Source organism: Defluviimonas salinarum (assembly GCF_026013545.1).
Lineage (GTDB): Bacteria > Pseudomonadota > Alphaproteobacteria > Rhodobacterales > Rhodobacteraceae > Albidovulum > Albidovulum salinarum.
Genome location: NZ_JAPDOG010000011.1, coordinates 121,112 through 135,405, shown reverse-complemented (window position 1 = coordinate 135,405; position 14,294 = coordinate 121,112). Strand labels below are relative to the sequence as shown.

The following is a 14,294-nucleotide window of genomic DNA, read 5'->3' as shown; positions in this document are numbered from 1 at the left end:
CGATGGCTATCGAATTCGTCGATATCGAGAACGAGGATCGGGGCGACACTGCCCCGTTCTCCCATGTCGGGATCATCTTCTTCGCGCCTGACGGATCCTGGAGCGCGATGCGCCCGGGAACCGGCTTCGAGGCATCTGGGGAGGGGGCGCCGCAGCGCCTCGAGCCGGGCCTGTGGGTCGCGGACATGGAGTACGACGCGGTGCGCGCGATCGCCAAGGAAATGCGTGGCTTCACCATGCGTTCCAATACCTGGCTCAAGCTGACGATCGACCAGATCCAGGCCGCCTTCGGCCTGGCCGGGCGGCCGCGCCACCAGGCCATCGCCATCGTTTCCGCCATTGCCGGACGGGTATTCCGTCTCACCCAGGAAGCGCTCAGGGGCAACCTGTCGGAGATGGGTTACCGCCAACCACAGGATTTCACCGGGCTTCTCGAGCGGTCGGCCTCGCTCGCGACCGGCATCGCCGCGGTCAACGCAACCGCCATGTCGCGTTCGGGATCGGCCGACAAGCGCGTGATCGACCATTTCGTCCGGACCTTCCAGTCCGGCATCTACATCACTAACCGCAAAGGGGTGGCGGACGGTTTCATCAACCTGTCCTTCCATTTTCCGCGGATGAGCTATGCCCGTCGCGTGACCGACGCCGAGGTTCCGGGCTCGTCGCTCTGGCAGTCCGCCTCCCGCAAGGATCCCCAGAGTTCTGCGGATTTCCTTGCCGAGATCCGCGGGTTCGGACGGCCGGCGATCTACAAGGCGGTGTGCCATCCGGGCGAAGCCTTCGTGCCGGAATATGTCCAGGCCTTCGCCAACAGCGTCGGCTCGAGCACCGGGGACACCTACCGGACCCGCTTCATCGAGGAGGAGATCCTGCTCCTGTCGCGCCATTACCAGGTCTCGGTCGAAGGCGTCGTGGCGGGGACGGACTGGATCCCGTCGGCCACCGGGCGGCTCGTCAGGAGCCTCGAAGCCGCCGCCGGTGGCGAAGAGCCGGCGCGCGGCTCGTGGTCGGTTGGGGTTGCGGCGGAGAATATTCTCGCTTCGGCGATGCGCAGCGTGAAAAAGGAAAGCCCGGGGCAGGCCGCCGAGGCGGTCTGGATCGCCGCGCGCGACCGCGCGGCAATGATGCCCGCGATCGCCGCGCTCGACAGTGTCGGAGCTTCCCTCGTCTCGGCGCATTGCGGCAATATCGTGGTCCGCTGCCCGCTCGACCACGAGCTGCTCATGCTGGTTGTGAATGCCGCCTGGGAGAGCGGGCTGGTCCTGCCGCTCGAGGAGGTCGAGGCACTGCGCCAGATCGGAGTGCCGATTCCGGAAGAACCGGGCCTCTTTGGTGGGAATGATGTGGATTACCTGCTCAGCGCTGTTGTCCATAAGCGTCAGCGCAATGCATTGTGGTCCCTTGACGGGATCATGGACCATCCGGCCGAGGAACGCGCCAAGCGGTTCCGGATCATGACGACCTGAGATCGAGCGCAAAGGAAAAACGGAATGGGTGTTCTCGACACTTTCACGAAAATGATCGGCGGCGTGCTCCAGGAAAGCATGATGGACCAGATCCGTCTGGAAACCATGGAAGACGACATCACGCTGGTCATGAAGGACGGCACGATGATGTCCGTCATCAACCTGGCCGGCGCCCTGCGCTCTCCGGGCGAGGCGGACATCGCCGACATGGTCGAGCGGATGCGGATCGTGATGTCGGCCTATTTCTCGCAGCCGGGCCACGCCATCGAGGTCAATTTCATGCGCGACGCCTCCGCGGCGCGGCGCTATCTCGAGCGGATGGTGAACCGCACCAAGCGGGCGGCGCACAATCTCGGTCTCGAACTCGATGATGTGCTGCAGGAGCGCGTGACCAACCTGTCGCGCAAGATGGTCTCGGAAACCTGCCTGATCTCGGTCTTTACCCGGGCCACCGCCCTCAATGCCGAGGAGGTCAAGGCGGATGTGAAAAACCTCGGGGAGCGGATGCAGGGCATGCCGTCGCTGCAGACCGCCCAGGTCCCCGGCAAGGCCCTGACTTCGGTCCATGCCCGACACCTGTCGCTCGTCGAGGCGCTCAACAGCGCCTTCGTTTCGGTCGGCCAGATGTCGCGCGTGCTTTCGGTGCGCGAGGCGCTCCAGGAAATCCGCGCCGGCCTTTATCCCGACACCTACCCGATCAAGGACGAGTGGGAACCGGTGCTCCCCGGCTGGGCCAGGGGGGACGGCGATCGGTCGAACCCCGGAAAGCGCGCGCTCGCGATGCTGCCGGAGACCCCCGCCGAGGCCGCGGCCATCGATTATTCCAATCTTGGCGTCCCGACCTTCGATGCCCAGCTCGCGACCGAGGACAGCCTGATCGAGAACACGCGGACGGTCCGCATCGGCTCGATGATGTTCACCGGCTTCGACCTGACGCTGGCGCCCGAGGTTTTGCCTGAGTTCAATACGCTGGTCGCCGACATTACCGCCAAGGGGATGGATATCCCCTGGCGTGCCTCGATGCGCATGGAGTCCGGCGGCGTCCAGGCCCAGAGCCTGAAGATGATGTACCTGTCGATCTTTACCTGGGCCGCGCCGACCTACAACCGCCGCCTGAAGGAGGCGATCCTCTCCAATATCGAGATCGATGGAAAGGACGACACGGTCGTCCGGTTCCGGATGTCGTTCTCGACCTGGGCTCCGATCGGGCGCACCGAGATGCTGCGCAAGAACGCCCAGATCGTCTCGGGCGCGGTCAAGCGCTGGGGCAACAGCGGCGTCGACGGGATCTCCGGCGACCCGATGGCCACGGTGCTCTCGACCTGCCCCGGCATCACCACCGCCTCGACTGCGCCGGTGGCATCCGGGCCGATGCGTGACGTGCTTTCGATGCTGCCGCTCGCGCGCCAGGCTTCGCCCTGGGAGACCGGCGCGGTGATGCTCAGGACCGTAAGCGGCAAGCCCTGGCCCTACCAGCCCGGCTCCTCCAAGCAGACCACCTGGATCACACTCCTCGTCGGCACGCCGGGCTCTGGCAAGTCGGTGATGATGAACGCGATCAACTTCGCCTCGGCGATCACGCCGAACGCCGCCTCGAGTGACGAGGCGGTGTTGCCCCGGATCGCGATCATCGATATCGGCCCCTCCTCGAGCGGGCTCATCTCGCTCATCCAGGAGGCGCTGCCGGCGAAACGCCGGCATGAGGTCGTGTTCCAGAAGCTGAAGATGGACCGCTCCTACGCGATCAACGTCTTCGACACCCAGCTCGGGATGCGCAAACCGCTCTCGGGCGAGCGCACCTTCCTCGTCAATTTCATGTCGCTGATCTGTGGTGACGGCGATGCCCCGCCCTCGGCGCCGATGCGCGGCCTGATCTCGGCGACGATCGACCGGGTCTACGAGGACCTTATGGATCACCGCTCGCCGCGCCGCTACCTGCGTGACGATCAGCCCGCGGTCGACCGCGCGCTCGACGAGCTCGGCTTCGATTCCCATCCGGAGACGATCTGGTGGGAGGTGGTCGACTTCCTGATGGCGCATGACCGCCTCTCCGAGGCCGAGGTCGCGCAGCGCCAGGCGGTGCCGACGATTTCCGACCTGGTGACGGCGTCGCAGGCCGACCAGGTGGTCTCGCTCTATGGTGGCGCCGCCGATCCCGAGACCGGCCAGTCGATCCTCACCGCGTTCCAGCGTATGATCTCCGAAGTGGTGCGCGACTACCCGATCCTGTCGAGTCACACCCGCTACTCGATCGGCTCGGCGCGCATCGTCTCGATGGACCTCATGGATGTGACCGCGCGCGGTTCGGGCGCCGCGGCACGCAAGCAGACCGCGATCATGTATATGCTCGCGCGCCAGGTGATGACCCGGGACTTCTTCGTCGACGAGGCCGAGATCGTCAACATGGTCAAGCGCGGCGACATCCCCGAGCAATATCTCGACCACCATGTCGAGAGGGCGCGGCTGAACCAGCAGATCCCGAAGATCCTCTGCATGGACGAATTCCACCGCTGCGGCTCGATCCCGGCGATCACCGACCAGATCCTCCAGGACGCCCGCGAGGGCCGGAAGTTCAACGTCGACATCAAGATCGCCTCTCAGCTGATCGAGGACTTCCCCAAGCCCATCATCGAGGTCGCCTCGACCCTCATCGTCTGCAATGCCGGTTCCGAGAATTCGATCAGCTTCATGGACGAGATGTTCCGCCTCACCGAGAATGAGCAGCGGGTCCTGCGCTACAACCTTCGCGGCCCGACCGCGAACGGCGCCCCGATCTGGGCCTATTTCAAGACCAAGTCCGAAGGTCAGGTGCGCCAGGAGCTCCTGCTCACGCTCGGACCGGCGGAGCTCTGGGCCTTCTCGACCACGGCCGAGGACGTGGCGCTGCGCGCGCGTCTTTACGAGCAGATCGGCCCCAAGGCGACGCGCCAGGTCCTGGCCGCGCGGTTTCCCGGCGGTTCGGCCAAGGCCGAGATCGAGACCCGCATCACCCGGCTCGAGGAGCAGGGCGAGCGGCTCGACGACGATGGCCGCGGCAACGTCATCGGCGGGCTTGTGGAAGAACTCAAACATCAGTCTTTCATCATGAACTGGGAAGCTGTATAAATTTTCGCATAACTCATCTTGAAGAGGGAAATACCGGGCCATGGCTGGTAAGGTATGCGAAAAACAAAAAAGGGGGTCGCGTAATCGCGACCTCCATCCTGGCGGTGCGATGATTGGTTCTCCAGTCATGTTGCAGGAGGGTTCGCCGGTCTTCATGACTTGTGGCGATATTGATCCGAGGTTGAATGATGTAGGGGGTCTTGTTCGGTGAAGAGCTGCTATGTCGATAATGGTGATCTGTTTGACCGGCGGGCCGGCCAAGGGAGCGGGTTGCCGTGGGATACGATCCTGGCCTGCCTGATGTCCCTGCTTGTCGTGGTTTCTGGGTTCCTGCTCATCGCCACCGGCAATGGGATCGCCCGCGATGTCGTTGCTGCCCACCGGAGCGAGCCGTCGCGGGTGGAGCGGTCTGAGGTGTCATTGCTGGCCCTGGCGCGGACTCATGATTTCGCGGAGTACGGCGTCAGCTTCTCACTCCGGGGCGTGGGTTCGGTGGAGTGCTATTCCGGCCCGCTTCGCATCGACGTCCGCGTCAGGGATTCGGCGGGCGTTCGCACCCCGCTGATATCGCAAGATGCCGTGGATTTCTGCCGGACGGTCACGAAAGACGTTCGGCCGGCCATCCGCGGCCAGCAGCCCTGATTGGCTGCGCAAGGCCCGATGCGGCTTGCGGTTTTTCGAAATCCCATTCCTGAAAGGAAAGATTGATGAAGACGATCTGGGTCCTGGCTGGCGCCGCCGTCGCGATCGGATCCACCAGCCTGGCCGGCTACGATCCGGTCAGGCTGGCGGATACCCTGAAAAGCGGGACTGTGAAGCTGTCCGGCATATCCGCAAAGGCCGCTGAGGCTGATCCGGTTGCGGACGATGCGCCGCAAGCCCGGTCGGCCTCACGGAAATACGCCGCGATCCTGCCGGCCAATGTCGATATCCCGGCCGCCCTGCCTGACCTTGGGCGGACCGAGACCTTCGGCGAGGCGGTCTCCGTCCAGGAGGCCGGGACGTCGCGCGTCGAGGGCTATGTCCTCGGCGAGGAGGGCGTCACCGACGAGATGCGCAAGGCCTGGGGAACCCTCGAGCGCGCCCGCAGCGCCGGGTCCGGGTCCGGAGATGCCGGCGATGCCGATGACGGGGATGTCTTTCTGCGCGCCGCCGGCGAGATCGGCTACGTCCCAAGCGGCATCTCGCCGGCCGATATCCGGGTTCCCGGGGCCGAGATCGGCTCCATGGGCAACGAGGTCGTGACCGGCGAGGCGGAGATCTACAGCGCCGGGACGATCATCGTCGACGGGGTGCTGATCCGGCTCCAGGGGGTGCGCGCGCCCGGTCTGTCAGACATGTGCCTGACCGCATCGGGTGTCGAATATGACTGTGACGCGTGGTCGCTGCGGGGTGTCGAGGCGATGCTCGCCGGGCGCGAGCTGTCCTGCGAGGTGACCGATGAGGAGCATCTCGAGGGTGGGCGCCTGGGCTGGTGCAACATCGCGCTGCGCTCCGGCGTGGCGCGCGATGTCGGCGAGATCGGGGTCGAGGCGGGGATCATGGTTGCCGAGCCTGGCATTTCCGGGATCTCGCCGTATCTGAAGAGCGAAGCGAAGGCCCGCGAGGCCGGCAACGGTGTCTGGTCGGGAAGCTTCGGGCCGCGTGAAGGCTGAGTTTGAGCCTGCGAAAACAAGAAATAGAAAGAGGAAAAATGAAACTCACCAGGACAGCAGGCCTTCTGGCGGCCGCCATGTTCGTACCGGTCCCGGTCCTTGCCGGGGTTTCGGACGGGATCCCGGCCTTCGGGATCGCCGCGGCCGATATCGGTGTCGGCGCGATTGCCGGACCTGACCGGATCGCCACAGCCGATGAGGCGAGCCTCGGCGCGGATGGAGCCATCACGCTTCACGGCTTCCGCCTTGCGGGCGACCGGACGGCCCTCAGCGCAGCGACACTGATCGTCGCCCCTGATGGCGGCCTGATCCTCAGCGACGGCATGATCTCCTCCTCGGTCCAGGGGCGGGGAGAGGTGCGGTTCGCATCGGCGCAAGCCAGTAGTGCGGACCTTGTCGTCCTGGCGATGGATGGAAGGGTCTGCGATCCGCTCGGTGACAGCGCCGACGCCGGCGCCACGGGCGCGCTGCATTTCTCGGACGTGACCTTGACCTCGCCGGCCGACGGCGTGACCGGGAATGTGACGGGGCCGGAGAAGGTGACCGCTTCGGGCATTGCCATGGGTCTTGTCACTGGGTCCGGCGGGCACTGTTTCGATGTGGCCTCACTCCATGCCGCGGATATCGCGATCGCCGCGGCCGACGGCGCGATCGGGCGGATCGCCGAGATCTCCGCGCAGTCGGTCACCATGCCGGCCGAGGGTGGGGCGGTCAGCGGCAAGGCGGCGATCTCCGGGATCTCCGCCGTCGATGCCGGCGGCAAAGAGGTGTTGCGGATCGCCTCGGCGAGCGTCGATTACCATGCCGATCTGGCAATGATGCGCAAGATCGATCTCATCGATCACTCCGAATTGGGCGAGGGGGCCATCCCCGAGGTTGTCGTGGCGCTTGCCAGCGGTGATTTCGGCATCTCCTACCGGATGGATGGCATCCATGTCGCGGCGGGGGATTTCCTCAGCGCGCCCTTGCGCGAGCGGATCGGCTCGGATGGCAGCGAGTCGTTCTCGGGATGGATGTCCTTCGCGATCGACTCGCCCGGCGAACAGCTGAATGTCAGCGCGGCGATGGATATGGACGGGCTCGCCGAGGGCGGCTTCAATCTCGGTCTTGTCATGACCCCGGAGTCGGGCGGCGCCAATCTCTCGGCGATGATGGGCGGCCATGACGGCGCGGCCTTCCTGTCGCATCTGCGGCTGGCCTCGGCCTCGGCCTCGGTGACAGACAAGGGCGCCTGGCGGATGATCGAGGCGGCGACCGGGCGGTCTCCGGCAGAGCATGTCGTCGAGCTCAAGCCCATGGCCTCGATGGCGCCGGCAGAGATCGCCGGTCCGGTGCTGCGCTGGATGACCGGTGTTGCCGAGAATGGCCATGGCAAGGCCGCGGCGCAGCCTTCGGCGCCGGTCGGCCTGGTCGAGATCGGAATGGCCGCGATGCTCAATCCCGGCGGTCTTGGTGCGCTGCTGAACGTCTCGGCGGAATAGGATATCCGGGCATCTCGCCCTGACCCAGACGAAGAAGGGGCGCCGGCGTGATCGGCGCCCCTCGCCGTTTTCTGCACCCATGCGCTCCTGGATCGGCCTGCCGGCGGGAAACGGGCGGATGGATCATCGACATCTGGTGGGGCTTGCGAAAAATGACACAAAAGATGTTTGAAAAAGATAATTGCAAGATGTAGAATCATCCGCAACACTTCGAGCGGGCGGGATATTCAGGGCAGGACATGAAGCCGGGTATGGAAAGGATCAGTCGGGAAGCGGCCGCGGTGCCGGATGCCTGGTTCGGCGCCTTCCGGATCGGCCCGGACGCGTCAGAATTCTCCCGCCTCCTGCACCTCCTTCGGGTCGATAGCGGCGATATCTATTCCGGCCAGCTCCCGCGTACTCTGCATCTGTGCGAGTCTGTCGAGAGTGGGGGCGTGCAGATCCTGTCGAAACTGGCCGCCCCGGTCCGGTTTGCCGACATCCTTGGCCTTTTCGCGACGATCCTGACCCATTCGCGTCTCTGCCGGACCGGCGTCGCCCGTATGAGCGAGCCCGGGTTCTGGTTGCGCGAGGAGGGATCGCCCCCGCGCCCCGCGCTTCCGCTCGTACACCTGTCGGGTGCCACCGGCATGACGGAGGCAGAAATCCAGATCCTGATCGCGCCACTCGTCGGGGATGGTGCCCTGCGCGCGGTGTGCGGCGACGATGGCGCGGCGGCGGTGGTCGCGGTTGACGGCTTCATCAATGACGGGCCGGTGCGACGCTTCCTGAAATTCTGATTGTCCGCCTCCGGGCGGCACTGCCTCGGGTGGAGGATGTCCCGCCGCCCAATACCTTGCGGGGCCGCCGCGGCGGCCCCTTTTTTCCGAATATCAGTTCCAGAAGGTCTGGTCGAGAAGATCGGCGTTCCGGTTTTCTGGACCGAGGTCGACCGGCCGGTCGCGCTGGTCGTCGGTGATCGCCCAGAACCCGTCCGCCTCGTCGTGTGCCCCTCGATCCGCGACGGCGGGGGTGGCGGGGCGCTGGATGCGGCGCGCCTCGTGCGGCTGAGGCGGCCAGTCGATCCCGGCACTCATGACCCCATCCCCAATGCCGAGTCCGTCAATGATCCCCACATCATGCGCGGCCTTCAGGATCCTTGCCGCGATCGGCGCTGCGGCACGACCGCCCGTCATCCCGTCGGGCAGGGGGGTGTTGTCGTCACGCCCGAGCCAGACGCCGATCGCAAGATCCGGGGTCATGCCGACGAACCAGGCGTCTCGGTAATCCTGCGTCGTGCCGGTCTTGCCGACCAGCGTGACCGGGTGGCCCCGGAACGCCTCGGCGGCCGTGCCGCGGGTGACGACGCCGCGCAGCATCGCGAGGAGATCGTTGATCGCGGCACGGCCGGCGATCGGTCCCGGGCGCCGGTGATCCGCCGTGGTTGCGGATCCGTCCGGCGTGATGACGGAGGAGATGAGGTGCGGCGTGCGCGGCATCCCGTCATTGACGATCGCGGCATAGCCGGCCACGAGATCGCGCAAGGAGACCTCCGAGGTCCCGAGTGCGGCCGAGAGGTGTCGGCGCATGCCGTTTCCGGGATAGGCGCCGGCCGCCTCGGCCATCGCGGCCATCGCCTCGATGCCGATCCGGTCGGCGAGCCAGGCCGCGGCGAGGTTCGAGGACCTTTCGAGCCCGGCATGGAGCGGGATCAGTCCGGCCTGGCTGTGGTCGTAGTTCTTCGGGGACCAGCGTAGGCCGTCAGGGCCGATATAGGTGTGCTCGATGTCTTCGACCGGGCTCCAGGCATCGAAACCCATCCCGAGGGCGGCGAGCCAGAGGAACGGCTTGATCGACGAGCCGGGCTGGCGCAGCGCGCGGGTGCGGTCGAAGCCGGTGAGCCCGGCATCGGCACCGCCGACACTTGCCAGGAGCGCGCCGCTCTTCGGGTCGAGGATCACCACCGCACCCTGGATCTGCGTCGGAAGCCGGATCTGCATCGAGGCCTGCCCGTCACCGGCCGCGCCCGCAAGGACCGGGACCAGGTCGCCGGGAGCCGGTTGGTAATCACGGTGCGGGTCGTCGAGGCGGACATCATGGGTCAGGCCGCCGGCCACGGTGAGCACATCCCACCCACCCTCGTCCTTCGACAGGAGGAGAGCGCTCGAATAGGGACTGCCCGCGGGCAACGCGACGCGCAGGTCGCCGGGCAGGCGGGCCGCCTCGCCAAGGGCCGTGATTTCCTGGAGCCGCTCGGGGGCAACCCGCTCCGGTGCAAGGATCGGGGATTGCGCGATGATCGCCTCGGTGAGTGTCGCCGTGGCGATCTCCTGGAGGCGCATGTCGGCCGTGAGCCGGGCGGTGCCGCGCGCGGGAGGCGTCCCTTGCGCGCTGAGCTCGGCGCGGGCCGCGGCGGCAATCCAGGGGTCCGCGCCGGGTTCTGCCGGGGGGGCGATCGCCGTCACAGGCTCTGCGCGCGCTGTCTCGGCCGCCTCCGCCGTGACCCAGCCGAGATCCGCCATGCGCGCGATCACCAGGTCGCGCCGCTTCCGGGTGAGATCGGGGTTCGTCCAGGGATCGTAGAGGCCGGGCCCTTTCAGCATCGCCGCGAGGGTCGCGGATTCGGCGAGGCTGACCGCGTCCCATTCCTTGCCGAACCAGGCGCGCGGCGCATCCGTTGCACCGGTCCCGCGGCCGAACCAGGCGCTCTGCAGGTAGCGGCGCAGCACCTCGCGCTTGCCGAGCGCGTCATGGGCGCGGACCGCGACCATCGCCTCGACAACCTTGCGGCCGAGCGAGCGCTCGTTGCCGGTCAGGGTGTTCTTGACCATCTGCTGGGTGATCGTCGATCCGCCCCTCAGGCGGCCGCGCGCGGTGTCAAGGGCGGCGGAGAGCGTGCCCACGGGATCGATCCCGGCATGCTCGAGATAGCGAGTGTCCTCGGCTGCGATCACCGCGTTGATGAAATGGTCGGGCAGGGCGTCCATCTCGACCCTGAGCGGCACGGACGAGACGGCCCGCCCGAGGTCCTCCCCGCCGGCGCCTTCGAGGTGCAGGACATAGCCCGGTCGTGCGCTGGCCGTGACGTCGATCTCGGGGGTCTGCGGCACCGAAAGGCTGCCGAACGGCCCCGACATCACGGTGCCGATGGCGGCCGCGACGATATTGGTGACGCTGTAGATGCCGGCGGGCATTGCCGGACGGTCTCAGGAGCCGGTCGCGGAGGTGGGGGCCTCGTCAACGACCTGGCTCGACCAGATCTCGTGGCCCTCCTTGATGATGTCACGGGCCGGATCATCGCCGGTAGCGCCAATGATGGCGCCGCGGATGAAGTCGGCCGGGCGGACATCGAGGTCGCGGCATTCCTTCTCGATCTCGCGATGCATGCGCTCGGGCAGCCATACGATCGCCTTACGCCAATCGACATTCGAGGTCATGGTGAGACGCAGTGTCCTCGAGGAGGAGCGGATCGCCGCCTCGATCGCGCTCTCGAACGGCGCCGGCACACCGTCGCGGCGCGCCGCCAGGATCGCCGCCAGGACATGACGGATGGTCTCGCTCCGGTTCGGGCCTCTCGCCTCGATCTTCTTGATCATCGCATCCGTCATCTTGACGTTCACGGAACGCATCTTCTCGGGTTCCCGTGCGGGCATATGGCTTCTCCTGGGCTGATCCGGCTGGCCGGGCCTTGATTGATTTACCCGAATCTACCTTTGTGAAGGTTCTACATCCTATTAGTTTTTCGCATTGCTGGGCGAAGATTCTCCGAATAATGGGGAAAACCATGATCGGTTTTCGCAAATCGCCCATAAAGTTTGGAGAAACAGCATGGAGGCCCGGATGTCATCCGATCCGATCGAATTCATCCGCTCGATGTCCGGTGAGCAAAGGGCGGCTGCGCTGCAGACCGCTGACCCGGTGATGATCATCGCCGGCGCCGGCTCGGGCAAGACCCGGACGCTCGTCGGCCGCTTCATTCACATGCTGAGCCCGGTCTCGGCGGGCGGCCTGGGTGCCGATCCCTCCAGCATCATGATGGTGACCTTCACCAACAAGGCGGCGCGTGAGATGCGCGAGCGCATCGCCCCGGTTCTCGAGGGATTCCGCGCCCGCGATCCGCAGATGCAGGGCGGCGAGCCGTGGATCGGCACGTTCCACGGCCTGTCGCTGCGGATCCTGCGCATCGAGGCGGCCAAGGCCGGTCTCGGCAAGAACTTCTCGATCTTCGATGAGGCCGACGCCGCGGGTCTTGCCAAGGAGGTGGCCGAGGGGCTCGACCTCGACAGCTTCGACGTCGACGAGTTTTTCCGTGATCTCGAGATCGCCAAGGCGCGGCTCCTGAGTGCCGATCTCCTGGCCGCGAAGCGTTACGACATCCATGCCGCCAGGCTCGCGGGCGAGGGGCTGTCGCCGACACTTCGGAGCTGGGAGAAGATCTTGTCGAAATTCGAGACCCCGGACTTCACCCGGGTCTACTCGGCCTACCAGCGCGCCCTCGCCGAGCAAAACGCGGTCGATTTCTCGGACCTCATGAACCGGGTCACGAAGCTCTTCCAGGAAAACGAGGAGGTCCGCAATTCCTGGCGCTCCTCGTTCCGCCACTTCATGATCGACGAGGTCCAGGACATCAACCGCGCCCAGGTCGCCTGGCTCGACGCCCTGACCGATGGCGGCCGGCCAATGGTGATCCCGGAGGGCGCCGCCGACAACAACTATGCCAATGCCGGCGACGGGCTGCATGAGGTCAATACCTACCGGGTCCGCAGGTTCCCGCGCCCGACCGTCGCCTTCGTGGGGGATGACGACCAGTCGATCTACGCGTTCCGCGGCTCCGATCCCTCGGTCATGCGCTCGCTCCGGGATCGCTATCCCGGTCTCGACGTGAAGTTCCTGAGGGCCTCCTACCGCTGCCAACCCTCGATCCTCACGGTCGCCAACACGCTCGTCGCCAACAACACCGGCCGCTACGACAAGGAACTCGAACCCGCCGATCCGTTCCGGGAGCGCCGCAAGGTGCTCATCGAGGAGCATGTGACGCCGGCCGACGAGATCCGCCGCCTCGCGGCCGAGGCCGCGGCCCATATCGCCAATGGCGGGGATCCCTCGCAGTTCGCCGTGCTCACCCGGACCCGCGATCTCGCGAAGGCGGTGGCACGGGAGTTGCGCGCCGCGGGGCTTCCGGTGTCAGAAGGCAAGGCCTCCGATATCCGCAAGACCGCCGAGGTCCGCGACGCGATGGCCTTCGCTGGCTTCATCGTCAACCCTGATGCCGAGGTCTACCTGCGCCGGATCATCAACAAGCCGGCGCGCGGCCTCGGGCCGACCTCGACGGGGCGGGTGGGTGCCAATGCGCGCGCCAAGGGCACGAGCTTCGGCGAGGAGCTGCGCACGATCATCCGCGACCGCATCGTGATCCCCGAGGGCGGGGAGCCCTACAAGACCGCCTTCATCCGCAACGTCAAGCAGTTCGGTCACCTCATCGGCCAGATGCGTGATGACGCGGCCCAGGCACCCGATGCGGCAGCAGCGATCGTCGCGATCCTCGAGCGCAGCGGCTACCTGCCCGAGATGCGCAAGGATGCGCTGTCGAGCGCCGGCCTGCGTGATGTGCCGTTCCGCGATGCGCCGCCGAGGGAGTTCCTCTCCGAGCTGATCCGGGCCTCCTCCGAGAAGAAGTCCGGCAAGGAGGTCGACGCGGCCGATCTCGATCCCGAGGATCTCGCGGACCGCGCCGGCCAGCTCTCCGAGGCCTCGCGCCGGATCGGCAATATCGCGATCCTGCTGGAGCAGGCATCGAAATTCCCCTCGCTCGAGGCCTTCATGCAGGAGGCGACGCTCGAGATGGACCAGTCCGAGGCCGCGGCCGGCATCCAGGTGATGACCACCCATGCCTCCAAGGGTCTCGAGTTCGACAAGGTGCGCCTGCCTTTCTGGATGGAGGGCATCGTGCCGCATTCGCGCGCCCTCGAGGAGGGCGACGCGTCGATCGAGGAGGAGCGCCGGCTGGCTTACGTGGCGCTCACCCGGGCGCGCGAGGACGTCCGCATCTCGCGGTCCTGGAATATCAATGGCTGCCCCTTCATCCGGATGAAGCGCAGTTATCCGTCGCGCTTCATCGAGGAAATCCGCCGCGCGCCGCGCGCCGCCTTCGAGCTGGCCTCGATCCGCAACCGCGATCATCGCGTCTACCGGGTGAGCGATATCCCCGCCGGGCTGAAGCCGCGCACCGCGCGCCCGGAGCCGGACGTCCGCCAGGCCGGTGCGGGGTCACAGCAGATGCGCTCCATCCTTGAGGTGTCGCCAGCACATCAGCCCGTGGCTGCCGCACCCGCGATGCCCGTGGTCGCCGCACAAGAGGCGTCGCTTCCCGACCAGCGGAGCCATCCCGTCCTGGTTCCCGACTTCGATCCCGACTGGGATGCGCCGGTCCCCGACGATCCGCTCGAGGCGCCCTTCGCGCCGATCTCCGACGAGGAGTTCGAGCACATGTCCTCGCAGGACTTCGGGGACGCGCCGCACGGCGACATGATCCCCGAGCACTATTTCAACCCCGACATGGCGGCGCGCGACGACGATCGCGACCGCGAACCCGAATTCGGCTTCTGACC

General features: G+C 66.4%; 9 protein-coding genes. 7 read left to right on the top strand and 2 right to left on the bottom strand.

What is annotated here, in order from left to right; translation table 11 throughout:
- Positions 1-2 precede the first annotated feature (2 nt).
- From OM960_RS13560 to OM960_RS13535, 6 genes are all read left to right on the top strand, one after another.
- Positions 3-1,466: a hypothetical protein gene (locus tag OM960_RS13560; protein ID WP_264772340.1), complete on the top strand. Its 1,464-nt coding sequence runs from the start codon at positions 3-5 to the stop codon at positions 1,464-1,466.
- 24 nt (positions 1,467-1,490) lie between these two features.
- Positions 1,491-4,571, top strand: a complete 3,081-nt coding sequence (locus OM960_RS13555) for an ATP-binding protein (protein ID WP_264772339.1) — start codon at positions 1,491-1,493, stop codon at positions 4,569-4,571.
- 207 nt (positions 4,572-4,778) lie between these two features.
- Complete coding sequence (locus OM960_RS13550) at positions 4,779-5,213, top strand: hypothetical protein (protein WP_264772338.1); 435 nt, start codon at positions 4,779-4,781, stop codon at positions 5,211-5,213.
- 65 nt (positions 5,214-5,278) lie between these two features.
- Entirely contained in the window at positions 5,279-6,226 is a 948-nt protein-coding gene (locus OM960_RS13545) for a thermonuclease family protein (protein ID WP_264772337.1), read from the top strand.
- Between the two features lie 38 nt (positions 6,227-6,264).
- Positions 6,265-7,707 (top strand): hypothetical protein, encoded by a 1,443-nt coding sequence (locus tag OM960_RS13540; RefSeq protein WP_264772336.1) that lies wholly within the window; start codon positions 6,265-6,267, stop codon positions 7,705-7,707.
- A gap of 251 nt (positions 7,708-7,958) precedes the next feature.
- The gene (locus OM960_RS13535) at positions 7,959-8,486 is read left to right on the top strand and encodes a hypothetical protein (RefSeq protein ID WP_264772335.1); all 528 of its coding nucleotides are present in this window, start codon (positions 7,959-7,961) and stop codon (positions 8,484-8,486) included.
- A 93-nt stretch (positions 8,487-8,579) separates the two neighbouring features.
- On the opposite strand, the gene OM960_RS13530 is transcribed toward OM960_RS13535, so the two are convergent.
- On the bottom strand, positions 8,580-10,880 hold the full coding sequence (locus tag OM960_RS13530; RefSeq protein WP_264772334.1) for a transglycosylase domain-containing protein: 2,301 nt from the start codon (positions 10,878-10,880) through the stop codon (positions 8,580-8,582).
- 12 nt (positions 10,881-10,892) lie between these two features.
- Entirely contained in the window at positions 10,893-11,339 is a 447-nt protein-coding gene (locus OM960_RS13525) for a hypothetical protein (protein WP_264772333.1), read from the bottom strand.
- 187 nt (positions 11,340-11,526) lie between these two features.
- On the opposite strand from OM960_RS13525, the gene OM960_RS13520 reads away from it, so the two are divergent.
- On the top strand, positions 11,527-14,292 hold the full coding sequence (locus OM960_RS13520) for an ATP-dependent helicase (protein ID WP_264772332.1): 2,766 nt from the start codon (positions 11,527-11,529) through the stop codon (positions 14,290-14,292).
- The last annotated feature ends 2 nt before the right edge of the window (positions 14,293-14,294 follow it).